Source organism: Streptomyces sp. NPDC020884 (genome assembly GCF_044333935.1).
GTDB lineage: Bacteria > Actinomycetota > Actinomycetes > Streptomycetales > Streptomycetaceae > Streptomyces.
The window spans coordinates 180622-206022 of sequence record NZ_JBIRRY010000010.1 but is presented as its reverse complement, the minus strand read 5'-3'; the positions used below and the strand labels follow the sequence as shown (position 1 = coordinate 206022).

The following is a 25401-nucleotide window of genomic DNA, read 5'->3' as shown; positions in this document are numbered from 1 at the left end:
TCGTGACCACCACCGGCACACCCGCACTCGCCTTCGCGCCTGAGAGCGCATGGACGAAGTCGTCGTACAGCGGGGCGGAGGGGAACGCCTGCGTCGAGACCGCAGCTCTGGTCTCCACGGTCGGCGTCCGCGACAGCAAGGACAAGCGGGGACCCGCGCTCGTCTTCCTGTGTGATTCATGGAGCACCTTCGTCACGAGTCTCCGCGACGAAGAGTTCCAGACCGCTACACGCGCCTGAACCCGTGAGGAAGACCGACAGAAGGGAAGTCCGTGACAACATCTGTGATGCCCTTGCTCGCTGTTGCACCCGGAAAAACGTGGATTAAGTCCTCATATTCGGAGGGCAGCGGCAACTGCTGTGTCGAAATCGCCATCCAGCCGACCTCGGTCTTCGTCCGTGACTCCAAGGACCTCACGGTCACCCCGTTCGGCGTTTCCCCTGCCGTATGGTCCACGTTCGTGAGGCACGCCGCCAGCTAGCCGAGGCAGCGCCGAAACGGCAGTCGGGCCCCTTCAGATGTGTTGAGGGGGCCCGACTTTTGCTGTGCACCAGCGAGACTACCCGCAGGGCCCCGGGACGATGCCGGAGCGGCACGGCCGGAGTTGGCCCGAAGCCGCCCGCGTCCTTGTGCCCGCGCCCTACGATGGGGTCCTCCGTTCCCGCCGGGAGGCTGCTGTGTCGCCACACCGTCCCGATTACCCGCCGAAGACTCCGCCGCCTCCCAAGAAGCCGGTTGAGGTACCCCGGCCGGAGCAGAGCACCTTGACGCCGAACCCGGCCAGAATCCGCGGCCGCAACGTGCGGAACTGGGCCGTCACACCCAGCCGGGGCGCTGCCGTCCGCATCGGCCAGGAGGTCGCCAAGGCCTTGCACCAGTGGGGCTACCGGCCGAAGGACGACCAGCCGCAGAAGGTTGTCGAACTGCTGCTCCGCTCGGCGGACCAGGACGGCGGCCGGCGGGTCTCGCTGCACCTGGCCGACGACGAGGACCGCAACCAGGTGATGTTCCTGGCGCTCAGCCACCGGCAGGACATGCCGCCGGGCGACGACGACCAGGTCCTCCGGGACGCCGAGTACATGCGTGCCCTCGCCGCGCTCGGCCCCCGCGACGTGGGTGTCGAGACCACGCTGAGCGGGCGCCAGTGGTGGGCAGGGCTCGACCTGCCGCGCCCCGGCCGAGCCCTCGAGCGGGACGAGCGGCGGCCGCGCGGGCTCGCCCACGGCCCCCGGAAGCTGGAAGGCCCACCGATCCCGGCGTAGCTTCCTACGCCTCCTCGGTGTGCCAAGGAGCTCACTGCGCCCATGTGCCCCAGCGCCGTTTGTCACATACCGCGGGATGGAGGATTCAAGCGCCCGCGGTTTCATACGAGGCTAGCTCGACGGAGGCGACACCGCTCATGAGCGCGGCATGTTCGCTCACCGACCAGACGTAGTCCTGGGTACGGCGGCCGACGGGGTCCCCGAGCCGTCTCCTGCGATACCGCAGCAGCCCGTACCGCCGGGCGACGTGTTCGATGACCAGTTGTGCCCAACGGGCTGCGGCCGCTCTCCCGCCGAGTTGTGTAACGAGAGCTACATGGTCGATCAGCACGTCACCGGCCCGGATCCGCCCGGCATGTATGTGCGCGATCAGCTGGTGGGCCAAGGCGTCACCCATGGAGGAAGGGCATACCGGCCCCTCCAAGGCGACCAAGTCTCGCGGGGAGAGCTCACGCACCTCGGACGGACGAGTAGAGGCAGCCGTGGGGTTTGTCCGCCCGGTCTGGAGAACGCCCCACTGAGTTCGGTGGGCAAGCCCCGGATTAACTGGCAGTTCCCGCAGCAGGTACTGCCGCAGGACCTTGCTGCGCCGGGCGGTCTCGGAGGCACGGGGTAGCTGGAGCACCTCGGCTTCCTGTTCGCAAAGGTCATCGCGGTCCCATAGTGGCTCGAAGCCACGCCCGCTCTCCTCGGCCTCACGTGGTCTGACGACCACCCACTGGTCCCACATCTCGGTACCGAGTTCGTCGGTGTGCAGGACCAGGCATCCGTGCCCGTCCCATCGGCGCAGGACGAAGCGATCGTTCTCCACGGCGGCCAGCCGGAGCCCAGCCGCCCCCAACGGTTCAGGGGTGCCGTGGGGCGGAACCTCCAGATACGGGACCAGCATGGCCATGAGAAAGGAGAACAGGGTGGGATCCGGTCGGAGATCCAAGTGAAGACAGACTGGCCCCAGACGGACACCGGCTGGACCAGGGTCCATACAGATGTCAGGTCCCGCTTCCCATAGGGCGGCCAGGAGATGCTGCTCAATCTCCTGCTGGGCCGGGCACGCGGCCACGACGGGTGGGACCGGCAAGGGCAGCGTCTGCATGGGCTGAGGTTAAATCCTGTCCCGAAGCGGCGGCACCGGAACGGACGAACGTAGACCGAAAGGGCTACGCGGCGTCGGGACGTCGGCGGCCGACGGCGTGACTGTTCCTGGCCGCCTCGGACAACACTAGGTGCCAGAGCAGGAGTTCTCGCGTGGCCCGCACGGCTCACCGGCGCGTGCCTGTTCGAGTTCCGAGACGCCACGTGCCGCAGGGCGAACGTCGCCGGTGTCGGGGTGGGCACCGGTGGCGCGCTCGCGGAGCATCCTGGCGGGAGCGTCACGGCGGCTGCCGCTCCCGCCCGCGTCCCCGAGCGCTGCGGGCCCGAACCGTACGTGCTGAGCGGAAACCGCGGAGACGGCAACCTTAACGGCTCTAGAATCCGGGCATGACCGCCGAGACCGCCCACGCCATCAGCCCCTCCGCCGCCGAGGCGTGGCGACTGGTCGGCCACTACCTCCACGGGCTAGCGCATGATCTCCCCGAGCAGTGGCGGCTGCGCGATCATGCGGCGTCGCAATGCCGAGAGGAGGTATGGTCGCTGCCCACCGCCAACGGGAACGATGTACAGGTCGCTCTGTGGCTGCGGCTGTCCGACACCGAGGTGCCCTGCGACGATCCCGGGTGCGCGGCGCGCGAAATGTACCTTGCGAGCAACGGGGGCGACAGCCTGCCGGCTTCCGGACCGCTGCCCGCCTTTGCCCGGCGTGAGGGCCTGGGCTACTTCGAGTACCGGACGCATCCGCACCGCGACGGCTGGGCCTGCGACGTCGACCCTGCCGCCGTGCAGTGGATGTCAACAGCGCTGGCCCTCTACGGCGGCTGGATGCGAACCAACTGGTTTGCCATGGGTGATGCCGACTCCATGAGGGCGGGTCACTCGCTGTGGGAAGTCACCGGGCACGAGGTCCGGGAGATCAGCCGCTGGTCGACCGTCGCCGGGCCCGACGGCGTACGCAACGAGGGGCCCACCAACCCGCGCGCCGTACCGGTCCTCCCCCTCCCGCCCGAGGTAGAGGCCAAGCGCAAGGCCGCCGCGGAAGCCCGCCGCTGACACAGCCACTGTGAACGCGCCTCACGCGTCAAGGACCGGGCCGTGCTGGCGCGAGAGACGGGCTCACCCGGGGCGGGGCGGTTCATGATCCGGCGCTGGCCGGATCCGTGCGAAGGTGATGCGCCCGGTACGGGGATCCAGGACCGCGCCCCGCAACGGCGCCCTCGCGGCTCGCCCGGATCCGGGCGAGCCAGGCGTGGTCGGGAACGAGGACGTCGAGCTTCTCCGGCCACTGCGTGAGCGCGAGCGGATCAGGACAGACCACGGCCGCCAGTGTGTAACCCTGCGCGCTCCCCTGCGTCCGTGCATGGACCAGCAGGCCGTTGCCGTAGCGGGGGCTCAGATCCCCGTACGCGATCGCCTTGCCGGAAGCGGAGCGGACCAGTCGGGTGAAGGAGTCCCAGGCCGTCAGGTCGAAGCCGTTGCGGTGGAGGAATCCTGCCAGCCGCTGCATCTCGGCCTGCCGTTCCTCAAGATCGGCCTGGCGGTCCTGCGCTCGCTGCTCGGCGGCCCGCCGGCGACGGTCGGTGGCCGCGCTCCGCTCACGGCGGCGCTCCGCGTCGGCCTCCTGTCCGGCCGCCTCTGCATCAGCCTCCAACCGGGCGCGTTTCAGTGCCTGGGACTCGTACGCGGGGGCCGTCCACCACACCGTCCCGTTCACCGCCGTGTGGACGCGTACCGCTCCTCGGAGAATCCATGCGAGGGCGTCCCCGAGCGGGCAGGTTATGTGCTCCCACTCGGCTTTCGCCTTCAGTGTGCGGGGCGTCCAGCTGTAGCGGGCCAGCCCGTGCCGTACCGTCCAGGCCTCGCTCTTCCCGGCGGGGGCGGTGACCCTGAGGGAGTGCACGGCACGCGCCCAAGGGCGGTCCTGCAGGCCGACCCAGCGCACCGCCACCCCGTCGCGCGCGTATCGGTCGGTGCGCATGCGCGCCTCGGCGGGCGACATCGGCAACAGCCCTCCAGCGCCATGAAGAGCCGGCCCTGGTCGTCGAAGACCAGGACGTCGGCCGCCAGTCCCCTGCGTCGCTGCTGACCTCCAGCTCGGCCCGCCTCCCGGCAGCTCGGGCAGCCAGGGCTAGCGCCAATTTCAGATAGTGACGCTCTGGGGATTCGTCGGCCAGCTCGCAGTCCGGTGGCCGTACTTGGTGGTAGGTGGCGCACCCCGTGCCGGGAGACCCGGGCGAAAACCCTTCCGCCGCACTCCGGACACTCCAGCTGCAGTCCCTTGACCCGGTGGATCTCCGCCCAGGTGCGGCCGCACCCGAGGTCGTTCAGCGACGCGTCCATCCGACCCCAGGCCGGATGCATAGCGGTGTAACCCATCGGCCCCCCTGAAGCTCTTCGGCAGGCCCAGTGTCCTCGCGGCAGAGGCGGGCGTGGTGCCGGTCCTGAGGATCGGCCGGAAACCGGACACGGCGGGCTACAGCGACAGCGGGAGGGGCCGGCAGCGTGCGCTGCTCTGCGCCCTTCCTCTGGTGTCTTCCTGGGGGTTGCGCGTTTTCGCGAGTCGTCGCGGTGTGCGCCCCCATGACGCACCATGACGCCACTCTCTCCCCTGAGCGTGCCGCCGTGGTGCGCTACCACAACCCCCTTGAAGGAGAACCCCCTGTGCACGTTCCAGACAGTCCAGAGGCTGCAATCTCAAAGATCATTTCGCGGTCCGGTTACGCCGTTGTGCACCGACCTGACCCCGAAAGGAACCACCTCGCCTACACGGTCGGGCTCTGCCTCCATCCCGGGCGTGACCATGAACTCGCCGTAACGGGACAGGATTCGCGGACCTCCGGGGTGGTTCTGAACGGCACCGTCGAGGCCTTGATTCGTGACGGCCTCGCCCCGGCCGAAGACATGGCGCTGAGCCTGCTGGACCAGGTCCCCGTTCGATTCCGCCGGGTCGTCGATGCGAGCCGCATCACCGGTCCGGGAGGAGCACCTACGGTCTGGCAAGTGCTCCTCCCGGACCGGGACGGTGCCTACCCTGATGCCCCTTCCTACCGGCAGGGGTTCATTCAGCCGCTCCTGTGACGTGGGCCGGGAGCGCACTTCGCGGCCCGGCCCGGCTTCCGGAGTCCTCGCGACGGCCCCTCGGCTGAGCCCGCCGCGCATGCGCTCCGGCTCACCACACCACTTCTCAGCGAAAGGACCTCCTGTGCCCACGTCTAGCGATCCCCTTCGTACTCCCGACGACTGCGCCCCGGCCATGCCCGCCTCGGTGGACCGGACCGACCTCGGCGCCTACGTCGAGCTGCCTTTCTGCGCGCACTGCCGGAAGGCCCTGGTGAGCCCATGCTCCCCGGGGCAAGGCCAGCCCTATTTCGACCTCGCGCCGGGCGAGCCGGTCCCGGATTGCGTGCCCGGGCATGCTCACGAGGAGGTCATCTGGGCCAGCGTGCCGGAAGAGGACTCCGGAGCCGAATTGTCCGAGCGAGCCTGCCCCGCTGCCCGTCAGTGACGGGCGGGCCCGGAGCGCGCGGCCGGGCCCTGCGCTCATGGATTCGCGAGATATCGCCGTCGCCTGAGGGATCCCGTTCACTCAAGCCTCCCGGCAGGGCTACCGCCTCTGCCCTGGATGAAGGAGCGAACACCATGCCCCGCAACGGGACGACCCGTCTGGACCCCACGACGTTGATCGAGAAGCTCGAAGCCGCATTCGATGCGGTCGACGGCGGGGAAGATCTCTACGAGACCATCAACGGTCTGGTCGACTACGTCCGCTCCCACCAGTCCGAGGAGGAACTGGCGCGGCTCGCCAAGAAGCCCACCGACCCCGACCTCAAGGCGGGCGACATCATCCTTCTCGACGGCCGCCCGTTCACCGTCCGTGGCACGAAGTTCCACAGCCCTTACAGGCATCCCGGATCCGGGATCCCGCAGCATCGGCCCGTAACCGAGATCATCACCAGCCAGGGCAGCCAGTACTTCGCCCTCGTTCCTGAGGCGTGAAGCTTTACCTGCGCTCAGTCGCCCGCTTCCCTCGCGCGAACACGCTCGGCGACAAGGCAATGGCGGTGGTGTTCTCCCTGCCCCGGGAGCACCACCGCCGTCGGCGGACGGGGCGGCGGCTCTTGAGGGGCGTGTACATCCCACTGCCGGAGTAAGGACGCACCCATGAGCCAGAGCGAATGCAGGACCAGGTTCGTCTGGGCCGACAGCCCTTCCATGGCGTGGGGGAAGCTCCTCCTGGCGGAATCCGACGACAGCGACATCAGCCAGATGTTCGGGCCCCATGCCTTCACCAGGTGTGAGGAAGCCGAAGCGGCTGGGCCCGGTCCGTGGGCTGGGCCGACGCTGTATCAGGTCACGCGCTCTTGCGTCCTAGCTTCCGCCAGCACCCCCGCACCCCACGGGACGGACTACGCCTTCGTCTCCAGCACCCCCGCGTGGAACAGGAGATGGAGCAGGATCGACTTCGACGCGCACCGCGACGGGGGCCACAACCGGCTGTCGGCGTTTCCCGATGCGGCCGAGGCCATCCAGCGCGCCCGATGGGCCACGGAAGAGGACCGCAGCAGGTACGAGGGCATCGTGTTCCGGGCATACCTGCTGACGTGGTCGGTGCAAGCCGTCGAGCAGTCACAGCCGTGAGCAAGCTCTGACTCGACGAGCCGCACGAGCGAGGCGCTCCCTTCCGGCCCCTCCAGGCTGCCCGATCGGCCTTCGCCACGGATCACCTTCCCTCTGCGCATCCAGGCCGGAAGCCCTGGACCAGCGGCTCCCAGGCACGACCTCACAGAAAAGAGACATACGATGCCCCGGCCGACAACGAACGATCTGATCGTGGCCTCCGTTCTGGAGGAGACGCGAGTGGCCCGCAAGGCCCACCATGGCGCCATCGCTCTCCTGGTCAAGACCGCTGAATCCGAATCCCCCGTTCCCGGCCTGCAGCTGGAGACCTTCGTACGGGCGCAGGCTCTGCACCAGTTGTGGGCCCGCGCACGCTCCTGGATCGGCGTCTCGGCTCTATCTCACACCGACCAGCCTCTGAGTGTGCCCAGCTCCCCCGAACCCGCCCTGCGGAAGCTGCTCAACACCAAGGCGCCGTTCATCCTCGGTCAGGACGCGTCAGAGGTGACCCGGCTCGTACATGAGCACCGCATGGCCATGTACCACCGATGGCACCGCGACCTGGCGGCCATCCTTGAACGCCACACCGGGAACGGCTGGTGAACGGCTTTCCGCAGGAGGGCCCAGCGTGCGCGTTCTCCGTTGACCAACCTGATACGCCTGCCACCGCGCGATGGCATCCGCCACCTCATGCAGGTCCTTGTCCGGTCGGCTGCCCAGAGTGTGCTGACTAGAAGCGCTTCGCCCCGCGGGGCGCGACCGGCCCCCCACCCGTCACCCCCGGAGCACCTCGTGGAACAGCCCCGTGCGGCCGCTCCCACCGAAGCGGCCGCACTCCCACAGCCTGGAACCGCCACACCCGCAGCCGCGGGCCCCTCGTCGCTCGCGGCCGTCATGGTCCGCACACCCGCTGGCGTTCTGCACCTCCTTGCTCCCGGCACCACACCTCCCCCGCTGCCGGTGTTCACCATCCCCCTGCTGTGCTGCACCGATCCGGAACAGGCCCCGGCGGTCCGCGCGTACGACGGCCCCTGGAACCGGCCGAAGACATGCCGGGCGTGCCTGCGGGTGTGGCGGGGCGACCCAGCTCCGCAGCAGGCCGTCGCCCAGGAACTGCCCGACACCGAGCCGATTGAGCCCGCCCGGCGTCGGACCCCTGCGCTGCCGCGCGAACACCGGGACCGACCACTCCTGTGGAGCGACTGGCAGCCGCAGCTCGTCATGTCGCACTACTCGACTGCGTGCGCGAAATGCGAGGACCCCGGGCCCGGGCTGACCGCCTCCGGGCGCGGCGGCGAACCCCTTGGCCGCTACGTCGCGTTCCGGTGTCCGGCCTGCCAGCACATGACGGTGTACGAACACCGCGGTGCCTGGGACCTGCACCTCATTTACAAGCACCGACCTCGCTGATTGCGGGGTCTCCGCTCGTGCTCCACCACCAGGCCGAGAACTCGAGCTGGCCGGGCACCGCGATGTCAGCATCCGCGCTCGGCCCGAACGCTGCCCGCAGCCGGCCGTAGACGCAAGGCCCCCTCCCCGCCAACGCCCGAACTCGCGGCCGCTCAAGCCCACGAGCGCCCCTGTACGACAGTTCTCCCCCACCGCTCAGCGCACCCAGGCACTCTCCGAAGGACGACCATGATCACCGGCCCACTGACCGAAGAAGCCCTCGCGGGCCTCGACGCCCAGCAGCTCGAACACGAACTCGAGGCCGCCCGCCAGCGGGTGACCGAAACCCGCGAACTGGAAGCCCGCTACGAGCAGGAAGCCCGGCTGGTACACGAACGTCTCCTCCACCAGCAGCTGGAGCAGGCCTTGGCTGAGGACGGCGCCGTCGGCGCTCTGCGCTGGTGGATGCAGGGCCAGCGCACCCACGACGATCAAGGCCACGCGCGGACCGCGATGAGCAAGTGGGTGCGTGGCGCCCTCGCCTCGCGGGCGCGGGTGTGGCTCTACGACCAATGCCCCAGCCGGTACGACGTCGTGAAGAAGGGACGTGTTGTGGAGGCCTTCGACATCGCCTGGCGGGTCTCGCCCGATCCCACCTACGAAGTCGCAGCTCTGGCCAGATCCCTCAACTTCCTTGGGGACGCCCTCCGTGCTGCGGAGCGGGCCGGGCAGAAGCTGCCGCAGCTGAGACTCCAGGTGTGCCCTCCACGTACAGGAATGTACTTCGACGATCACGTCCCTGATCCCTGCCTCACTCTCCGCCTCATCCTCAGCGGATGGGACCTGACCAGGGACGCCGGGGTGCCCATCACGATCGCGACCGGCGGCGCGGACTGCCAGCCGTTGCTGGCACAAGCGCAGACCATCGCTCAGGCCGCCCAGCGCCGATGACGTAGCCCGCCGCACGTTCTCTGGCCCGGTCAAAGGCCGGGTCAGAGAACGTTGGACAGCGGGCCAGTGCTGCCGTTCGCCCTCCGGACGGGCACCGCCGTGCGCCCGTCCGCCGCCTGCTGTGCTGAAACCAACCCCGCTGTCCGCTGGGCCGCACCTGCGTCAGACAGGTCGGGTGCCGACCGCGCTTCTCCGCTTCTCCTCCTCCCTGTCCAGAAGAGGAGCTGGAGGTAGACAGCAGCGCCCCACCAGGCGTTGCGCACGGCAGGTCGCCAAGGCCGGGATTCGCGCGGCCACGACTTCAGTGGATGTCTCCGGCTTCAGTAGTCCCGGCCGCGCAGCCGCTGGCCAGCTCCCCCCATCCTCCGGAGGAAGGCACTGATGAGTACCCCGCCCCACGCCCCCGCCAGTCACAGCGGACCCCAGACCCCCCTGACCGAGCCCGGCAACGACACCGTGGACAAGGAGACGTCCTGCCCGGCGTGCAAGGGCGGGCGTATCCGGGACATTTGCGGCCAGTGCGCCGCCGCCGTCGGGGCCCGGGCAGCGGCAGTTGCGCTGGCGGGTCTGCCGAGGAACGCAGCCACCCTGGTGACGGAGGCCGAGGCGCTGGGCTGGGACGTGCGCGCGGAGCGCCGCTGGACCGGCCGCCTGTGGGTGCGCGCCCTGGTGGCCTCCGGGCTCGTGATGGTGCGCGCCGGGGTGGAGGAGACCGAGCACGTGTGCGCGTGGAACGAGGCGACGGGCAAGTTCGTGGCGTCCGCCTCGACCGGCGGGTTCAAGGCCGTGCGCGAGTCCATCGAGGCTGTACGCGTCGTTTCGCGTGAACAGGAGGCCACAGGCCGGACGGTTTGGGGGCGCGACGCCACGGAATGGGTCGAACAGATGGACGGCGCCGTAGCCAAGGTGAGCGCCGTCCTGAGCGACGCTCGGGACGCGTTCGACGCCCTCGACGGTTCCACGCCCACGGGCGCGCGGGCGGTCGAGCTGGCCTCCGCTGCCTACGGGGAAGCCAAGACGGCGGAGCGGTCGGCCACCGACGCCGTGAAGGCGGCTCGGACGTGGCTGGCCGAGACCAACGGCGACAGCGCGCGAGGGTGCGCGTCGTGGCGACGGGCGATCGTGCTGGCCGGGCAGCACGTCAAGGAAGCCGTGGAGTCGATCACGGACGCTGCCGCGCGCGCGGAGCGGGAGGCGCTCGCCGCTCCGGTCATCGAGGAGGCACAGGAGCGGCTGGTCGCCCAGGAGGCCCAGTGGCGCAAGCGGCTGGCCGACGCAGGCCGCGAGCCGTCGGCGCGCGACTACGCCGGCCTGATCTCGATGTTCGAGGAATCCACGCGCCGCTGGTGTGAATGGTTCGACGGCTACACCGACTACGACGGCGTCCAGCACGCCGGGCAGGGGGATGCGGCGCTTTCGTTCGTGGCGCAGTACGACGCCTGGGGAAAGGCCACGCGATCAAGCCGGTCGGTGTACTACCCGGCGCGGTACACATATGCCGCCCTGATCGCCGGTGACCGGGCCGATGACGCCGCCGTGGCCTTCGCCCTGGCCGTGGTCGACCGGATTGAGGGACGCGGCGCGGAGAGGCTGCGGCAGGCGGCGGCCGCCGTACGGAAGAACTCTCAGGGCCTCGGGGTCGGCAATGAGCGCAGGCACCTGGCTAGCTGGGCGAGGTACCCGCACAACAGCTTCGGGGAGCCGGTCAGGCTTGCCGAACACGCCCCCGCCGCTTGGGCCGCTCTGCAGACCGCAGTAGCCGCGTACAAGGGCGTCCAGGACTTCGAACACGCCTTGCACTGGGACGTCCACTACGCCGTCGAGCGGGAGAACGCCCGGGCGGAAGCCGCCCGCACCGGGAGCGCGGGGCGCGGGCGGACCGGGCGATGTCCGCCCTGACGGGAGCCGCGTGAGCGGCGGTTGCGAGCGGCTGATGGCACCCCGGGTTCGCGTACACGGCGGTAGATCTGCGCTCCGGTGACGCGGAGCGGGCGCACCAGTGCGCGGGCCGTGTTCGGGAAACGGCCTTGGTACTGGTGGGCTCGCGTATTCAGCTGTCGCCAGTTCTCCAAAGAGTCCAACCAGAGAGTGACCTTGTGTGATCGCCAGCGACGCATCGGCTCCGGGTCACGCCGGTCTCTGAGGCGCGAGCGCCTTCACGAGGGTCTGGCCGCCGTCGAGTACCCGCCAGCGTTCGAGGGCGAGAGTGCCCTCGACGCCGAGTTGTCGAAGGTGGATCGCACCGTTCGGCATGATGTGCCTGATGCTCCGTCTGGGGCTACTGAGGGGGGAACGTGCGAAGAACACTGGTATTCACGATGGGTACGATGCTGATCTTGGCTGGATGCTCCAGCGGCCAGTCCAGCAGCGCGACCAAGACGGGGGGCCCGTCGGCGGCTGCGGTCGGCTCGCCAGCGCGGGCCTGCACAGGTGACGTGCTTGCGGCCCTGGCGCTCAAGTGGCGGGAGGACAAGACACCGCTCGATCAGGATGACAAGAAGCTGCTACAGGCATTCATGGACGCCAACATGGTTGAGAACACTCTGCAATACCAGATCTTCATCAGCCGCTACGCCGCAGGTACAGGCCCGATCGCCCTGGCTGTTGCTCAGGGCACGGACCACGAAGAGGCCATCACGGAACAGCTCGGCAGCGGAAGTTCAGACGTTGCGGCGGATTGCGCCGCAGCCGCCGGGTAGCGGCGGTTGGAACATCGGTGCAGCGGCTAGCGCTAAGCCGTTGATCTTGGACAACCGGGCCGTTCGTTGCCCGGTAGGTTTGCCGTCATGGTGTCGTACGCGAAGGACGAGCAGTGTGTGGCGCTGGCGAAGGTATTGGTGCCGCTTCTGGAACGCAGCGGGCCCGAAGGCGCCGGCGGGTACGGCGGGACGTTCCAGGTGCACGTGCCGAGCGAGACGGCCGCTCAGTTGGGCGGCCTTGACCTGATCCGGGCCGCGCTGCGCAAGGCGGCGCGCGAGCTCGGCTGGACGTTCGCCACGTACGGGTTCGGCGGGGGCCGGGAGGACACGACGACGCTCATCGGCATCCACGACAAACGCGAGATTCCGGAGCCGTACGCGAAGGTCGTGGAGGAACACCGGCAGCGGCAGATGCGGGCCGCTGTCGACCGTGTGTCCGCGAGGTACTCGGCCTTGGACGGATCGGCGCCGGCGTCGAGCCCGCCGTTGCGCGGGACGCCGGTGGTGCAGACGAAGGAGTTCCTGGCGGCCGTCTCCGAGCACGGCCTGGTGACGTAGCGCGTCGAGCGCACACGGCGCGGGCCCCGGCGAAGGTGCTGATCATCGGGGCCCGCGGTGTGTCTCGCCTCAGTCGAGGTCGACGAGCGGCGGCAGCTCGCGGAGGGCTTCGGGCAGTTCCGCGATGCCGCGCTGGAGGTACCAGCCGTGGGCCAAGCGCAGGACGGCGGCGCGGCCCAGGCGCCACTCGCCGGCGAACTGGCCGAGGAAGTCGCCGCAGAAGTCCTCGCGCAGAGCCACGAGGGTGTCGTCCTGCGGCCACTCGCTCGTGGACAGGCCGGCCTTCTCCGGCGTGCCGAGGTCGAGGGCGTCCGCGACGGCCGCGGCCCGGCTGGTGCCGTCCCCGTTGCAGCCCCACCCGTACCCGCCGAGCTCGTCCTCGTCCTCGTCCTTCGCCTTCAGCTCGCGCAGCACGGTGACGTTCTGGCGCTCGGTGGGGCGGGTTCAGGCTTCTCGACCAGGAGCCGGGCGGGCTGCCACTCGTCCTCGTCGAATCCGGCTCCCTGGGTGCCGTGGTAGGTGCGGTATTCGTGCGCCATCGTCGTTCCCTCCCGTTGATCGTCGCGGCGGATCGCCCCCACCCTGTCGGATCCGGGTCCGAGCCCACAGGGCGCCGCTGGTCAGGCCGCTGGCGCGAAGAGTTCGAGCAGGCGTTCCTTCTGCCGGGGCCCGAGGCCCTGGACACGGCGGCTCTCGGAGATGTCGAGGTCGTCCAGGAGCTGGGTGGCACGGACCTTGCCGATGCCGGGCAGCGACTCCAGCAGCCGGCGGACGAACACCTTGCCGACCACCGCGTCCTCACGGGCGAGCACGTCCTCCAAGGCGACCTTGCCGCCCTTGAGCTGGGCGAGGATATCGCCGCGCTCCTTGCGGACGGCGGCGGCCTTCTTCAGCGCTTCGGCGCGGGCCTCGGCAGTCAGTGCGGGCAGAGCCATCGGTAGACCTCTTTTCGTACGGCGTTGCGGCGGCCATCATCACCCCGCCGTCGGGCCGGTGACCAGCAGGTGTACGGATTCGCCCCTGGTGGGGTGTCCGGTTCGCCCTGCGCGGTCTAGGTCTTGAGCACGTGTTCGCACATCCGGGCAGGGGCGGTCCCCGGGTGAAGTGCGGTGTCGGGGCCATCTGTTTGAGTTTCGCAGTTCTGTGACAGAGGGAAGGCGGGTCGGGCCCGTCGGCCTCTCGCTCGTGGCCCTGCTCCTATGGTCTTGCGCTGTCCACAGCCCGTACGGCACCCCGGCACCCGCACGCTGAAGTCAGCCGTCGCGCAGAAGTACCTGCTCGGCTGTGAACTCGCCGATGAGCGCTGGCGGGGAGCTCTTGCTGCTCCTCTGGCCCGTATGAACACGAAACTGACGACCGCAGGCCGTACCGCGAACTGGCCCATGAAAGGGCCGCGCAGGGCCGCCCCTTGACCTACGAGAAGCTGCCAGCCACCTGTGCCGGCTCTCGCGTCCTCTCTTCCACCGACCTGGCGTGCATCGCCGAGGAGGCAGGCGTCCGCATCGAGACTCTGCTGGGGATCCGCTGGTCCGCGCGGGCTCGAGCGAGTGTGAAGCGTCGTATCGGCCGTACGTGCTGGGGGCTGTGGCGCGGGATCCGCCCCTCACCGTTCCAGGCGACACTCCGGGCCTGGGCTCGTGAGGTGTTTCACCGGTGAGCCGTACCGAAGAGCGCGCCTGCCTTTACTCCGCACCGCTATCAGGCACTGGCGTGCTCAGGTGCCGGCTGCAGTACAGGCTGGCGCTGCCACCGGTCATGTCTTCCTGTACCGGCGTGAAGATTCGCGAGAACGGGAGCGGCCCGGGCGTCCTGGGCTTCAGTGGCCCCGGCCGCGCAACCGCCCGGTCGCTCCCGGTCCACGAAGGCACTCATGAGCACCACACCGAGCACACCAAGCGCACGAGAGACGCAGGCTGCGTCCGCTGAACCGGACGGCACTGCCGGTAAACCGAAGACGGTGCCCGAGGCAACAACCCAGCTTGAGGCCGCTCTGCGTGACGGCGAGTCAATCGCCGCCGTGTCCTTCCTGGACAGGCCGGAGCCCGTCGCCGGTTGGGTGCTCACGACAGCAAGCGGGCACGCCTTCCGGATCCGGCCCACAGCGTTCCGGCGTCCGCAGGAGCCTCAGTGGGAGGCGGGACACGACGCTGAGGGTACGTACTGGTGGGCCTCCAACATTGAGGACCGCTCCCTTACCAAGGTGCTCGCCCGGATCCGTACCGACTCCGCCACCCGTACCCGGTTCGCCGCCCTGTGGGCGAAGTACGGGCAGCACACGGCACAGGCTCCGGCGTTCGGGTGCACGCCGGACCGGGTGGAGCTTGAGCCCGGTGTGTTCCTGATCCGCCGCTTCGGTGCCGTGGGCTTGATCGCCGAGTGCCGTTGGGGTTTCGAACACCTGACCTCCGCCGACGGCCACGAGGGCCACACAGGTGAGGACTGGGCGCGTAGGGGACCTGACAACAGGCGGTACGTAGCCGAGTGGATGGTGTGGAACTACGCCCTGTCGAAGTTGCCGAGCTCTCGTCTCCGGGTCATCTCCGTGTGCCCGGGCGAAGACCGGGCAGCCGACGCCGACGCCTTCTGCGCGATGTCCGCCCCGTACGTCGGTAAGTGCAGCGCGAAACGTTCCGGTGACCGCTACTGGGTAGCCGTCATCGACGACCAGGTCGGTGAGCTCGGCCGGTTCGTTGCCTGCGCCCGTTGCCTTTCCCGTCGAATGCTGGACGAAGCCCACGGTGGCGACCGGTCCACCGGGCGCGATGTGGTCGACCTCGCCGAGGCCTTGGCCAAGGGCGATCCCAAGACGTGCACCCTTCACTGGAGGCAGTGGGGTGACCGGGCTGCCGAAGTGTGCGGGCGACTCCTCACGGAAGCGTTGGAAAGCGGCGAGCGGGGTCCGTGGCCGTCCAAGGCTCTGGCCGAGTCGCTGATTGCCCAGGGCGCGGATGACGGAGACGACCGCGCGAGGCGAGAAGCCCGGGCTGCTGTACGCGCGCAGGGCGGCAGCAAGAAGGCGCAGGATGAGGCTGCTCGGACCGTCACTGAGTCTCGCGCCGACCGGACCGCACTGGTTGCCTCGGTTCGGGCGAGCAGAGCCGCTCTATTTGCCCGGCTCAACGCTTCCAACGCCGCCTCGGCTGCAGAGAAGGCCGACGAGTCCGGCCCCTTTGCGGCCACCGGGACGAGCGCACGTCCCGCGACCTACGTCCCAGAGCCGGATTCCACGAAGCAGTCTTCGTGCGCTGCCGCCCCGACTGGTCGTGCCGACAGCCCAGTGTCGAAGGGGGGCGGTGCCATCGGAGAGGCCGTCTCCACTGCACCCGAGACAGCCGATACACGGGTGGAGAACGGTACGGACCGGTGGCTCGATGAACGCGAGGCCCGAACCGAACTGCCCCGTATGGGCTGGTGCACAGGTCTGGCCGACGTGCTCGCTGCCGCGTACGCGGGCGACCTGCACGCGGACACGTCCGGGATCGTCCGCCGCCGCGAGGGCCAGGGCCGCCGGGTTCGGGCCGCTCTGGTCGAACTGCTGGCGTCCGGCGGCTACATCGCGGTCCCCCGTTCCGGCCGGCGCGGGCCTGTCACGGTCACCGTCGATGGCGTCACCGCGCACCGATGGTGCTCCGCCGCGCCCGATCTGCTGCACGTGGATCAGCGGGCCGCGTACTGGGCGCGGGTACGTGTTCACCACACTGGCCGGACTAGCAAGCAGACGGCGCGAGACAGAGCCCGGACCCTGGCTCCTCTGCCCTACGGGGCGGAGGACAAGCGCCGCCGCGCCGCGTACAGGCGCCAGGTCGAGCAGTGGGCCAAGGAGATTCAGGCCGCACGGGAGCGACTTGCTGCAGAGCAGGCGAAGGAGGATGCGCAGGCCGAGCAGGAGCGGACGGCCGAGTGGGCCCGAATCAACCGGGAGTCCGAGGAGAGGCGTGGAGAGCAGGATGACCGCCGCGATGACGGTCTCGTCATGTCGGAGCACGGTCCACAGGAGATCGTCATGGGCACGGACAGGCGTCGCGTCACGGTGACGCGGGTCAGCCCGAGTGCCTGGGAAGCGGTGGTTCACGGAGCGGTCTACGTGGTGTCGAAGGAGGGTGACGGAGACTGGCCCTGGTTGGTCATCGCGCCGGAGGGCACGCGCATCGGAGTCTGTTCGCTGTTCAACGACGCTCCGTACGCGGCCAGCGTCCGGGACATCGTCCGCGCCCACGCCAACGCCATGGAGCGCGGCGAGACGATTCCCGAGTGGACGCCGCCCGGTGCCGCCGTCGCGACGCCCAATGAGACCGGCCAGGGCCGGGCGGAGAGGGGCGACGGCCTGCCCAAGGCCGGGAAGGCGTACTGCACCCCCGCCCCCGCGCGGGCAGTCGCCCTCGACCTGATCGGCTCCCAGTGGGTGGCCGAGTGCGACCGGCATGGCCCCGTCTCCATGGGGCTGAACAAGTTCGGTGAGGCGGTCGCCGACATCGCCGCTGCCTACGTCTACGACACCGAGCAGGATGCGGCCGACGCCGCCCGCGCGCACCTGGACGCGCACGCCCGGGAAGACGCCGACGTGATGACGCCGGAGGACATCGACGCCGCCCAGGCGCTGAACCTCTCCCGCGACCAGTGGCGGGCGCTGGGGTGGATCAGTGAGGGCAAGGTGCGCGAGACCGCCGGCGGGTTCACCGCCTACGACGTCAGCCCGGACCGCGCCGACGTCTCCAAGAGGATCAGGAAGACGCTGGTTCCGCGTCTGTGGGCGGCCGGGTTCGTGAAGGTGTTCGCCATCGCCCCCGGGGCCCGCGCGTTCGGTCTCACCGACGAGGGAGCCCGCGCGTTTCGTCTGTGGTCGAACGCGATGCGCATCAACGCGGTCACGGAGCCGGAGAAAGACACCCGGCATGCATCCGTGAAGAGCTCCCGCTACCGGTGGCTGTCCGCCGGGGAAACCTGGCCCGGGGAGCAGGAGAAGGCCCAGGCCTCAGCGGAGGCGGAGCAGGCCGCCAACGAGCGGGCCGCAGCGCTGCGGGCCGCTGAGGAGAAGGCGGCGGCCGAGCGGGCCGCCACCCCCACGGTCGACGAGCTGGCCGTGCTGGAAGCGCTGAACGCTGACGGCTTGGACGCGGGGGCGACCGCGACGCTGTCGGCCGCGTACATCGGCCACGTGGTCACCCGTCACCGTCCCGGGGCCACCTCGGCGCGTCTTGATGGGGGCACGGGCAAGGGCGACCGGGGTGTGACGCGTACCTACAACGTCAACGGCGTCGAGAAGCCGATCACGCCAGCGGCTGCCGATGCCCTGTCGGCGGCCGCCGCGAACCTCACCGATGCCACAGCCGAGACCTGGCATGGGCTGTGCACGACGGTAAGTGAGCGGTACGGGGTGTACCAGCTCGACCTGGCCGCCGCCATCAAGGCGGGCACGGCGACGCTCGCACTGCTCGATCAGGCCGAACAAGGGCCGGAGACGGCGGAGCTGTGGGCTTCGCGCGAGTTCGTACCGACCGCCAAGCCGGGCACGGAGGCCGAAGTGATCGAGTGGGCCGGGGCGGGGCTGCTGTGGCAGAACGGTGACGGCTTCCGCCACGCAGGCCGCAAGGTCAACGTCTCCCGGGTGCTGCCGCTGATCGAGGCCGGAACCCTCCACCGCAGCGCCGACGGCCGGGTGTATCCCACCCAGACCCAGCCCCCACAGCCCGATGACGCTGACGTCCCGACCGCTGCTGGGCCAAAGAGCCCGGCGGCAGGCGGCAGCGGCGGCGCACCGCAGGTTCAGGAGCCGAGCCCGGTGCGCGTGCCGGACACCTTCGCCGCCTCAGGCCGGACTCCGCTCACGTACGACGACCTGGACGGCTGGACGTACGCCGACTTCGTCGCCGCGCACCCGTCCGAGGAGCACACCGCCGACCTGGTGAGGCTCGCCGGGCCAGGCCCGGTGCGATGGTTGTTCGCCCCCGCCGAGGGCGACGCACCCAGAGCTGTGAACCTGTTCGGTGGCTGCGGGGGCTGGTGCGTCGGGATCCGCCGCATCCTCGGGGCCAAGGTCGACATGCTGTGCATCGATGTCAGCCGCGACGCCACGGCCACGGCCACGCGAGCCGGTTGCCACGCCATCTGCGTGGACGTCCGCAGCATCGACCCGGAGCACCCGGTGTTCCGACACACGCAGATCCTGATCGGGTCCTCGCCGTGTGTCGACTTCACCAACGCCGGGAAGAGGGCCGGGCGGCTGCCCGAGAACGTCGCCGTCCTGGCGGACGCCATCGAGCAGGCTGGGGCGGCCGCCGGGAACTACGTCCAGGACACGTCGGACTGCGCGTGCTACACCGACGACGAGTGTGAGTGCGGGCCGGACGTGAACGACCACTTCGGCCCGCGCTCGGGAAACACCTGGGAGGAGATACGCGCACTCGTCGCTGACCTGCCCGGCGCGGAGACAGCTGGCCTCATGCTCGAACCGATGATCTGGGCGCTTGCTTTGCAACGCAGTGGGGCACCGCTGCACACGATCCTCTTCGAGCAGTCCAACCAGCTGCCCCAAGAGATCCGTGACGTGATCAAGGATGAGTTGTACTGCGCCGGGGAGAATGCACTCGGTGCGGCGGTTTCGGTGACGTGGGAAGAGATCGACGCCGCCGCGTACGGGTCGCCATCGACGCGCCGCCGGGCGTTCATGATGGCGACGTTCGGCCGGTACAGCTCCGGACCGGTAGCACCTGAGATCACGATCACCGCAGACCAGGCGACAGGACTTCCCGCTGATCTGGAGGTGATTACCCGGGGCGCGCGCAAGACGAGCGGGGGCAACGCGTTCGTCATGGGCCGCGTGATCCCGGGTGTCACCTCGCGTATCAGGTCAGTGGATGTCGGGCAGAAGGGCGGCCGGTTCACCCTTGAGCAGGTGGCCGCTCTGGTCACCCTCCCCCGGGACTACGCCGCACTCGCCGAGGGTTCACGGACGAGCATCTGTCAGCAGTTCGCGGACATCGTGGCCCCCGTCGTCTCCGCCGCCGTATTCGGGGCAACCGTAGGTCACCTCTGCGGGATCAAGCGGAGCCGAGGCGGGTGGCTGCCATTCCTGCTTGCCTACCTCCGCGAGCAGTATCCGGGCGCCCTGGCGGTCCCGGGACCGGAGCCGTCGACCGAACGGGAGCGCGGGGCCGAAGAAGCCGCCAGCGCTCAGGGCGGCGGGCCCTGAAGCCACGGCTTGATCATCCCTGGGCCCTCAGCCGAAGCAGCCCGCGTCGCGCCGACAGGGACCCCAGCGGCAACACGATGACGCGATGACGCATCGACGGCCGCCTGCCGCGGCCCACGATTCTGCTGCACGTCGCGCAGCGCGACCACGGCGTTCACGGGGCGGCCAGGCAGGCCGTCGATGGCCCGAAAGCGGGCCGGCGATGCGAGCGGCTTCAGGGCCACGACGCTGTCCGCTCTTGGGGTCGCCCTGCTCGCGCGCATGGCCTGCGGCCACCGACTCGAGACGGTGGCCGCAGGTAATCGCCCTCCGTCACCTGCTCCAGATTCGCCGTTGAGTGCCGCACCGCACGGCCTGTTGTTGCCTTCGCACCAGCAGTCAATCCCCTCTACGCCAAGGAGCCCCTCATGACCGCTGTACCCATGCGCCCCGGCGCTGCTGACGGCCTGGCGCCGGATGTCGAACTCCTCACGGTCGAGGCGAGCGCTTACGGCCCGTACGTCGCGCAGCCGGTCTCAGCACTTCCTGGCCCGTACGACGCCCGCCTGTTCACCCGCAGGACCGCCGAGCTGATCGTGGCGGACCTGCACCGCGACAGGTGCGGAATGCGCGGAGAGTTCGACAAGGAGGGCGGCGCTCTCAAGTTCACGTGGACTGCCGACCACGACGGAACCGGCGGCACCCAGGTGATCCGGCCCGACGCCGCCGGCCGTTACCTGATCGGAGGGCTGTGGCAGTGGGATCAGTGGAGCGACGAGGTGCCTGCCACGGAGGGGCAGCACACATTCGCCCAGGGTGCGGTCGAGTTCCGCCAGGACGATGCCTCCGGGACGTTTCCTGAGCCTCTGATTCCGCTCTACCGCGCCGGCCGTGAGGAGGCGCAGCAGGTCAGCGCCCAAGTGGCTCCGGGCCCGGTGGTGGGAGCGTAGCCGGGCACCGGTCTCAGACCGCGGGAGCGAGCGGTGCCGCCCGCTGCGAGGGGGGGCAGGGGCCGGGCACCGCCCTTCGTCCTGTCCTGCGCCCTCAGACTCCCCGGGCGTAGCCCGCGGAGGTAGAACTCCTTTCAACTGCGTTCCGTCTTACAGGATTCGCGGGCACGAGCGTCCAGCGGCGCACCACGGCACAGTCCAGCCCGTCGCCCCTCCAGCGCCAGGCTCACGCAGGCGCCTTCCAAGCTCGTCCCTCTGTCGCTCCCCCGCTGTGGGCGGCACTTTCTCCAACACCCTGAAGCACCTTGTGAGAGGACCAACTGTCGTGCCACGCCTGATCAATACCGGAAGCCACGCCCGCCAACTGCTGAGTCAGGACGCCCGCGTGACCATCGGAAACGCCCTAGTCGTGCTCGAACACAACTTTCACGAGTCCATCGCCTGGGGCAGCCTGCCTGTCACCTGGATGCAGATCCGCCTCCCGCACCCGGAGATGATCGGCCCGCAGCCCGGTAGCCAGGCCGTCGCGGTTGAGGAGATGGACGTCCCTGATTGGGCTCATGACGGAGGCCCGGGCTTTCCGGGCCGCATGGAGGAGTACGGGCAGGCGCTGCTCGACGACTCCGCAGGTCTGGGTCCCGACTCCCGGGCCGATTCGATGGGCGCGGTCGTAGGACTGCTCGCCCTCGCCGAGCGGTGGGCACTCGACCAAGGTGAAGTCATCGAAGGCGTCGATACCGAGGACACTCCCGGGGCCAGGCAGCAGCGCAGTCTGACGGCGATGCTGGCCGACGGCACGGTCCTGGCCGTCACCCGCACGGCAGGAGTTCCGAAGACCCACCGTGCCCAGAACCACATCTCCCGGATCGCCTCGGGCCGCACTCTGGCCCCCGCCCTGTGGCTGATAGGGCAGGGGACGGGCGTCTTCCCGCTGGAGATGCCACCGCTGACGGAGCGCCTGTGAGGGCCCGCCGGAGCAGACGATCACCGCGATAACGCCACGGTTCTGCGCCTCCCGGCCGGGGGGCGCAGAACCGTGGCGGCAGCACGGAAATTCGCCGCACGACTGCCTGCATCCCCAGCTCCCAGTTAGCTGATCACGTCACCCGCACACTCTGAGAGGAACAACCCGTGACCGACCAGCCGACTCTGGCCACGCTCACTGAGGAGCAGCTGGCAGATCTCATCGCCGAGGCCACGGCGTTCCGCAACCAGCCGTCTCTCCGCCAGTGCCTCTACCCGGGATGCCTTCGAGAGTTCGACATGGCGGCCCGCATGGACGGGCGGGAACCAGCCCGTCCCTCCTGGTCCGGTGCCGGCTGGCGCCAGGTCACCCGCGGTCCCTCACCCGGGTCCATCTGCCCCGACCACGCCACCATCGTTACCGAACACCTTCCCCGCACCATCGACGTACCCAACGGCCGCTGGATGGTCGCCTGCGCCTGCGGCTGGATGTCCCGCTCTCAGACCTACGGGGGCCTCCTGCGGCCGCTGTGGGAGGAACACCTCCTGCTCGCAGCCGGGGAGCTTGCTGTGCCTGTGACGCTCGCTGAAACGCCCGGTCGGCTGTCGCTGGACGAGCACACGGAGGCCAGCCTGGCGGAGCTTTATGAGGTCCTGGAGGACACCGAGCACGACCGAACCGAGACTCGCGAGGCGGCGCAGGCCATGTACAAGGCCTGGGACTGGCACCGGAACACCCTCGGCGGTGTCGCACGGGCCGTCAACGCCGTCTGCAACATGATGCGAGCGGGCGTCGACGACACCCGTGTCTGGGCCGCTGACCGGCACGACGCCTTCCCGTGGGCCGTCCTCATCGGCTGGGACGACGACACGCTCAAGGAGGTCGCAGCACGGCACGGTTGGAACGAGCACCGCATTAGGTACGTGCGCGAGATGCGCGCCCTCCTCTCCCCGATTACCGACCCGCAGAACCAGGAAATCGCCGGATGAGCCCCCGTGACGGGGCCGACGGCGTGCGCTGCCCTCTGTGCCCACAGCCCAGCGGACCGCACCCGCTCTGGCCCTCCGGATGCCGCTGGTGCGGTCTCCCTCGGCACGGGCACTTCCAGCGGTGGCCTGCGGGCCACCACTGGCACCGATGGACGCCTCCTACTCAGGAACAGATCAAGACCCGAATGCGGTCACGCCGCGCTGCGCGCCTCAACGCACCCCCGGTCCGCTACCACGCGATCACCCGCTATTCCGGCACCGCAGGCGATCCCGAGGACGAGGGCTACGCGCTGTGCAGCGACTGCGGCACCGACGACTGCGCCCAGTACCAGCGCATCCAGGCCCGACGTGCCCGCCACCTCACCAACCCCAGCGCCCAGGCCCACGGGCCGGCCGGCTGGGGCATCGACCGTCACTGGCCCTTCTAGGAGCTCCCATGCCTGATTCCGAGTAGCCGCAGTCCGGCAGCAAGGGCTGCACGTGCACCTGCTACACCGTGCAGCACGGCGTCAACCGCTCCTACGGCACCCAGGGAGTCTCCGCTGGCGTCAACGGCTGAGAACCACGCGGCTGTTCCCGTCGCGTACCTGCCGGCCCTGCCGCCGGTCTCCTTGTGGCCGAAGCCCGGCGGGCTGTCCACGAAGCGCTTGTGCTGCTGCCAGCGGGAGAGGCCGACCGCGTCCGTGCGCTGGTCGACCTGGAGACCGCCGTGGAAAGCCGGACGGCGATGCGCATCGAGCCGGAACCCACCGCGCCGCCCTCAGTGGGCACCCGCTCCTCACCGAGACCAATGTGCTCGGCCATCGCAGCTCTTGAGCCGCTGGCACGTCCTGTGGCAGCCAACGCACGCGGGCACGCTGCTGCAGCGGATTCGCCAGAACACATCGCAGCCGGCCACACCCTGCTTCAGTGCCCCTGCCCGTACAGCCCCTCACCCCAATAGGGAGGACCCCGTGTCCGCAGTACCCAGCAAGCTCGCCGAGCAGTTCGATAACGTCCGCGAACTGGTGAACGTCGCTGAGACTTACGCCGAGGACGGTGCGCCCATGTCGGCGATGCAGAACCTGGTCGACGCCATCGCAACGATCCGGAGCATCATCGAGCCCGCCCCTGACCAGGACCAGCGCCCCATGCCGCTGGAATGGCTCGTGGAAACCGTGGAGGGTGCGCAGCACCGCCGGAAGCCCGAGGAGGTCGCTGCTGTGCCGTGGGTCGCCGAGGCGATCGGCCTGCATGCACCTGCCATCCGTGCCCTGGGAGAGGTGGCGGCCCTGGCGGAGCAGCAGTACCGGGCCGCGCTGGTCGAGTGGATCACTCGCGACTCGACGTGCCGGTGTGTCGTGAGCTGCGACGAGGACCCGACGACCGCATGCAGCTTGGCCGGCCAGCCGCACGTCCACCCGGAGATTCCGGGCCGGCCCGGCGTGTACGGGCCGTGCCCCGTCCACCTGGAGGCCGTCGGCGACCTGTAGCAGCTCGGCGTTCTGTCACAGCCGTCTGACCGAGATGTTGCCGCGGGTCGTTGTCCCAGCGTGAGCACCCCAACGAAACCACCGCGCTGGGCACCATCGAGACGTTCTACGATCACCAACGCGAGGACCTCACCGATAGCCCTCGCTACGCTCGGCTCGGCCGCGATACCGACCTCATCTGGCCCTGGCCCGGGCGGGGAGGGGCACTGGCGGCTCCTTTTCTGGGAGAGCGTGAACGATCGGGTCCCCGACGGCGCGTGGAAGTCACGATCGGCCCGCAGGTTGCCTTGCGTGGCAAGGCCATGACTGGGCTCGTGACCGAGTACCGCCGTTCCTGAAGGTCCAGTGGATCCCCGGCAGGCCCACGGCGAGACAGGTGAGCGCTGCCGGGGAGAGCCACACAGCCGCACATCGGTGGCAAGGTCGGCGCGGGCGGGCCAAGCAGTCGACACAGCTCGGACCGGGGGCCTGTTTTGGACCAGCGGCTCATCCGGTTTCTGTCCTGGCAGTTCGGCAGATACCGCATGCGGTAGGCCGCCGCCATCGGTACGAACTCGCGGATCCTCGCTGCTCACCGGCTTGGAGCGGTTCACTGCGACCACCGCGAAGGAAGCAGCCAGTGCTTCCCGGCCCACACCGTAGGAGCTCGCCCCCATGAACCGGCCCACGCCCGGCAGCCCCGTCAACATCAGCCAGCTCGTGAAGAAGCTCGACGAGGCACGCGACTCCACTGTGTACGACGCCGACAAGCACTACTACGACCGCCACCACCCCGAGCGCAGTGCCATCGACTCCGTCTTCGACGACCTGATCGAGTGGGTCCTCGCCCACCGCACTAAGGCCGAGCTGGCCAAGATCGCTAAGTCGGCCTCCGACGCGGATCTCCAGCCCGGCGACCTCATCGTGGTCGACGGCAGCCTCACCACCGTCCGGAAGGTTCACTTCCACGCACCGCACAGCCACGCCAATTCCGGGCTCCCCCAGCACCAGGCCGCCACGGAGATCGTCACCGGCACCGGCACCCAGTGGTTCTCCCTTGCTCCCCAGGTGTGACGACGGGCCTGTTCCTGGCTGCAGCACACCTTCTCAGTGCTGCAGCCAGGCTTCAGAGACTCAAAGGTCCGGGGTCCCCGCGGCGCCTCCGAAAGGAGCAAGGATGCAGCACAAGCCAAACACGCGGATCGTCGCCAACTACACATCCCGCACCGCGTTCGTCGGACGCACGTGCACGCGCAAGCGCGGTGCGAAGCGTGGCGCCCAGCCCAGCGTAAGAACAGTGGACTTCTACCG

The 25401-nt window shown here is 69.5% G+C and carries 25 protein-coding genes; 20 read left to right on the top strand and 5 right to left on the bottom strand.

The genetic code is table 11. From position 1 onward, the window contains the following. Window positions 1–2: 2 nt before the first annotated feature. From ACH4UK_RS28725 to ACH4UK_RS28715, 3 genes are all read left to right on the top strand, one after another. On the top strand, window positions 3–239 hold the full coding sequence (locus tag ACH4UK_RS28725; RefSeq protein ID WP_398360889.1) for a DUF397 domain-containing protein: 237 nt from the start codon (window positions 3–5) through the stop codon (window positions 237–239). A 47-nt stretch (window positions 240–286) separates the two neighbouring features. Beyond that, window positions 287–481 carry a DUF397 domain-containing protein gene (locus ACH4UK_RS28720; protein WP_398361216.1) on the top strand — a complete coding sequence of 65 codons (195 nt, stop codon included), beginning with the start codon at window positions 287–289 and terminating at the stop codon, window positions 479–481. 283 nt (window positions 482–764) lie between these two features. Next, a complete protein-coding gene (locus tag ACH4UK_RS28715; protein ID WP_398360887.1) occupies window positions 765–1262 on the top strand; it encodes a hypothetical protein in 498 nt (165 codons plus the stop codon). An 85-nt stretch (window positions 1263–1347) separates the two neighbouring features. Here the strand turns inward: ACH4UK_RS28715 and ACH4UK_RS28710 are convergent, their stop codons facing one another. Further along, on the bottom strand, window positions 1348–2355 hold the full coding sequence (locus ACH4UK_RS28710; protein ID WP_398360885.1) for a hypothetical protein: 1008 nt from the start codon (window positions 2353–2355) through the stop codon (window positions 1348–1350). Between the two features lie 386 nt (window positions 2356–2741). Here ACH4UK_RS28710 and ACH4UK_RS28705 point away from each other — a divergent pair, with 386 nt between their 5' ends. Continuing rightward, window positions 2742–3407, top strand: a complete 666-nt coding sequence (locus ACH4UK_RS28705) for a hypothetical protein (RefSeq protein WP_398360884.1) — start codon at window positions 2742–2744, stop codon at window positions 3405–3407. Window positions 3408–3489: 82 nt separating this feature from the next. On the opposite strand, the gene ACH4UK_RS28700 is transcribed toward ACH4UK_RS28705, so the two are convergent. Continuing rightward, window positions 3490–4332 carry a hypothetical protein gene (locus ACH4UK_RS28700; RefSeq protein WP_398360882.1) on the bottom strand — a complete coding sequence of 281 codons (843 nt, stop codon included), beginning with the start codon at window positions 4330–4332 and terminating at the stop codon, window positions 3490–3492. A 683-nt stretch (window positions 4333–5015) separates the two neighbouring features. On the opposite strand from ACH4UK_RS28700, the gene ACH4UK_RS28695 reads away from it, so the two are divergent. The 9 genes from ACH4UK_RS28695 (at window position 5016) to ACH4UK_RS28655 (ending at window position 12568) form a co-directional block, all read left to right on the top strand. Then, complete coding sequence (locus ACH4UK_RS28695; protein WP_398360880.1) at window positions 5016–5432, top strand: DUF4262 domain-containing protein; 417 nt, start codon at window positions 5016–5018, stop codon at window positions 5430–5432. A 561-nt stretch (window positions 5433–5993) separates the two neighbouring features. Then, the gene (locus ACH4UK_RS28690; protein ID WP_398360878.1) at window positions 5994–6350 is read left to right on the top strand and encodes a hypothetical protein; all 357 of its coding nucleotides are present in this window, start codon (window positions 5994–5996) and stop codon (window positions 6348–6350) included. 165 nt (window positions 6351–6515) lie between these two features. Further along, window positions 6516–6992 carry a hypothetical protein gene (locus ACH4UK_RS28685; protein ID WP_398360877.1) on the top strand — a complete coding sequence of 159 codons (477 nt, stop codon included), beginning with the start codon at window positions 6516–6518 and terminating at the stop codon, window positions 6990–6992. A 162-nt stretch (window positions 6993–7154) separates the two neighbouring features. Further along, window positions 7155–7574, top strand: coding sequence for a hypothetical protein (locus ACH4UK_RS28680; protein WP_398360875.1), 420 nt, complete (start codon window positions 7155–7157; stop codon window positions 7572–7574). A 189-nt stretch (window positions 7575–7763) separates the two neighbouring features. Then, window positions 7764–8381 carry a hypothetical protein gene (locus ACH4UK_RS28675; protein WP_398360873.1) on the top strand — a complete coding sequence of 206 codons (618 nt, stop codon included), beginning with the start codon at window positions 7764–7766 and terminating at the stop codon, window positions 8379–8381. A 228-nt stretch (window positions 8382–8609) separates the two neighbouring features. Continuing rightward, a complete protein-coding gene (locus tag ACH4UK_RS28670) occupies window positions 8610–9311 on the top strand; it encodes a hypothetical protein (protein ID WP_398360872.1) in 702 nt (233 codons plus the stop codon). A 381-nt stretch (window positions 9312–9692) separates the two neighbouring features. Next, window positions 9693–11210, top strand: coding sequence for a hypothetical protein (locus ACH4UK_RS28665; protein ID WP_398360870.1), 1518 nt, complete (start codon window positions 9693–9695; stop codon window positions 11208–11210). Window positions 11211–11638: 428 nt separating this feature from the next. Continuing rightward, window positions 11639–12010: a hypothetical protein gene (locus ACH4UK_RS28660; RefSeq protein ID WP_398360869.1), complete on the top strand. Its 372-nt coding sequence runs from the start codon at window positions 11639–11641 to the stop codon at window positions 12008–12010. A gap of 87 nt (window positions 12011–12097) precedes the next feature. Continuing rightward, entirely contained in the window at window positions 12098–12568 is a 471-nt protein-coding gene (locus ACH4UK_RS28655) for a hypothetical protein (protein WP_331759254.1), read from the top strand. A gap of 69 nt (window positions 12569–12637) precedes the next feature. On the opposite strand, the gene ACH4UK_RS28650 is transcribed toward ACH4UK_RS28655, so the two are convergent. The 3 genes from ACH4UK_RS28650 to mihF all read right to left on the bottom strand — a co-directional run bounded on the left by ACH4UK_RS28650 (window position 12638) and on the right by mihF (window position 13503). Then, window positions 12638–12982, bottom strand: coding sequence for a hypothetical protein (locus ACH4UK_RS28650; RefSeq protein ID WP_331759255.1), 345 nt, complete (start codon window positions 12980–12982; stop codon window positions 12638–12640). After that, window positions 12967–13107, bottom strand: a complete 141-nt coding sequence (locus ACH4UK_RS28645; RefSeq protein WP_331759257.1) for a hypothetical protein — start codon at window positions 13105–13107, stop codon at window positions 12967–12969. The genes ACH4UK_RS28650 and ACH4UK_RS28645 overlap by 16 nt, the downstream gene beginning before the upstream one ends. An 81-nt stretch (window positions 13108–13188) precedes the next feature. Further along, a complete protein-coding gene (gene mihF / locus ACH4UK_RS28640; protein ID WP_398360866.1) occupies window positions 13189–13503 on the bottom strand; it encodes an integration host factor, actinobacterial type in 315 nt (104 codons plus the stop codon). Between the two features lie 935 nt (window positions 13504–14438). Here mihF and ACH4UK_RS28635 point away from each other — a divergent pair. From ACH4UK_RS28635 to ACH4UK_RS28605, 7 genes are all read left to right on the top strand, one after another. Next, a complete protein-coding gene (locus tag ACH4UK_RS28635) occupies window positions 14439–19757 on the top strand; it encodes a hypothetical protein (RefSeq protein ID WP_398360865.1) in 5319 nt (1772 codons plus the stop codon). Window positions 19758–20164: 407 nt separating this feature from the next. Continuing rightward, window positions 20165–20686 carry a hypothetical protein gene (locus ACH4UK_RS28630; RefSeq protein ID WP_398360863.1) on the top strand — a complete coding sequence of 174 codons (522 nt, stop codon included), beginning with the start codon at window positions 20165–20167 and terminating at the stop codon, window positions 20684–20686. A 385-nt stretch (window positions 20687–21071) separates the two neighbouring features. Next, window positions 21072–21650 carry a hypothetical protein gene (locus tag ACH4UK_RS28625; protein WP_398360861.1) on the top strand — a complete coding sequence of 193 codons (579 nt, stop codon included), beginning with the start codon at window positions 21072–21074 and terminating at the stop codon, window positions 21648–21650. A gap of 167 nt (window positions 21651–21817) precedes the next feature. Then, the gene (locus ACH4UK_RS28620) at window positions 21818–22639 is read left to right on the top strand and encodes a hypothetical protein (RefSeq protein ID WP_331759263.1); all 822 of its coding nucleotides are present in this window, start codon (window positions 21818–21820) and stop codon (window positions 22637–22639) included. A gap of 185 nt (window positions 22640–22824) precedes the next feature. Further along, window positions 22825–23067, top strand: a complete 243-nt coding sequence (locus ACH4UK_RS28615) for a hypothetical protein (protein WP_331759264.1) — start codon at window positions 22825–22827, stop codon at window positions 23065–23067. Window positions 23068–23592: 525 nt separating this feature from the next. After that, window positions 23593–24111, top strand: a complete 519-nt coding sequence (locus tag ACH4UK_RS28610; protein WP_331759265.1) for a hypothetical protein — start codon at window positions 23593–23595, stop codon at window positions 24109–24111. A gap of 654 nt (window positions 24112–24765) precedes the next feature. Further along, window positions 24766–25164 carry a hypothetical protein gene (locus ACH4UK_RS28605; protein WP_331759266.1) on the top strand — a complete coding sequence of 133 codons (399 nt, stop codon included), beginning with the start codon at window positions 24766–24768 and terminating at the stop codon, window positions 25162–25164. The last annotated feature ends 237 nt before the right edge of the window (window positions 25165–25401 follow it).